3 pseudogenes are annotated in these 1,061 nt (G+C 65.8%); all 3 read left to right on the top strand.

From position 1 onward, the window contains the following. Positions 1 to 309 (top strand): annotated as a pseudogene (locus QZH66_RS16780) (hypothetical protein); the annotation flags it as partial. Positions 310 to 362: 53 nt separating this feature from the next. Then, positions 363 to 716 (top strand): annotated as a pseudogene (locus QZH66_RS16785) (adenosine deaminase); the annotation flags it as partial. A gap of 109 nt (positions 717 to 825) precedes the next feature. After that, positions 826 to 1,061: pseudogene (locus QZH66_RS16790) on the top strand (hypothetical protein); the annotation flags it as partial.

Below are 1,061 nucleotides of genomic sequence, written 5' to 3' on the forward strand. Positions count from 1 at the left end.
GTGCCGGAAGAGGGCAGCACGACTGTCGAAGGCTGGCGCGAATCGATCGCGCTGTACATCTGCCCGCTCACGCACGAGAGCAGCCGCGTTTGGTTTCGCCTCGCCATGGCCGATTTCGATTCGCCCGACGAGAAGCTGCAGGCGTTCCAGCACACCATCTTCACGCAGGATCAGCCGGTGCTGGAGTCGCAAAACCCCAAGCGCCTGCCACTGGACCTGCGTGCCGAGCTGCACACCGCGGCCGACAAAGCCTCGTCGGCCTACCGCCGCTTCCTCAAGGGCAGCGGCATCACCTTTGGAGTCTGCTGATGTTCCAGGTCCCGCACATTGCCGCACACCGCCTGCCCGAGCTGCTGCGCAGCATGCCCAAGGCCGAGCTGCACATCCACATCGAAGGCTCGCTCGAGCCCGAGCTGATCTTTGCCCTGGCCCGGCGCAACCACCTGGCGCTGCCCTATGCCAGCGTGGAAGAGTTGCGCGGCGCCTATGCGTTCAGCAACCTGCAAAGCTTTCTCGACATCTACTACGCCGGCGCCAGCGTGCTGCTGCATGAGCAGGACTTCTACGATATGGCCCGCGCCTACCTTGCGCGGGCAGCTATCGATAACGTAGTGCACACAGAGATTTTCTTCGACCCGCAAACGCACACCGCGCGCGGCGTGCACATCGAGGCGGTGGTCAACGGTCTGCACCGCGCCTGTGCCGATGCGCGCACCGAGCTGGGCATCAGCGCCTCGCTGATCCTGTGCTTTCTGCGCCACCTCAGCGAGGAAGACGCGTTCGCGACGCTGGAGCAGGCGCTGCCCCTGCGGGACAAGTTCATCGGTGTGGGGCTCGACTCCAGCGAGGTCGGCNAGCGCCTCGCTGATCCTGTGCTTTCTGCGCCACCTCAGCGAGGAAGACGCGTTCGCGACGCTGGAGCAGGCGCTGCCCCTGCGGGACAAGTTCATCGGTGTGGGGCTCGACTCCAGCGAGGTCGGCCACCCGCCGGAAAAGTTTGCGCGCGTATTCGCGCGCTGCCGCGAGCTCGGCCTGCACCGGGTCGCGCACGCGGGCGAAGA

Origin of the sequence: Stenotrophomonas sp. YIM B06876 (genome assembly GCF_030711595.1) — a bacterium.
In the GTDB taxonomy this organism is placed as follows: domain Bacteria; phylum Pseudomonadota; class Gammaproteobacteria; order Xanthomonadales; family Xanthomonadaceae; genus Stenotrophomonas.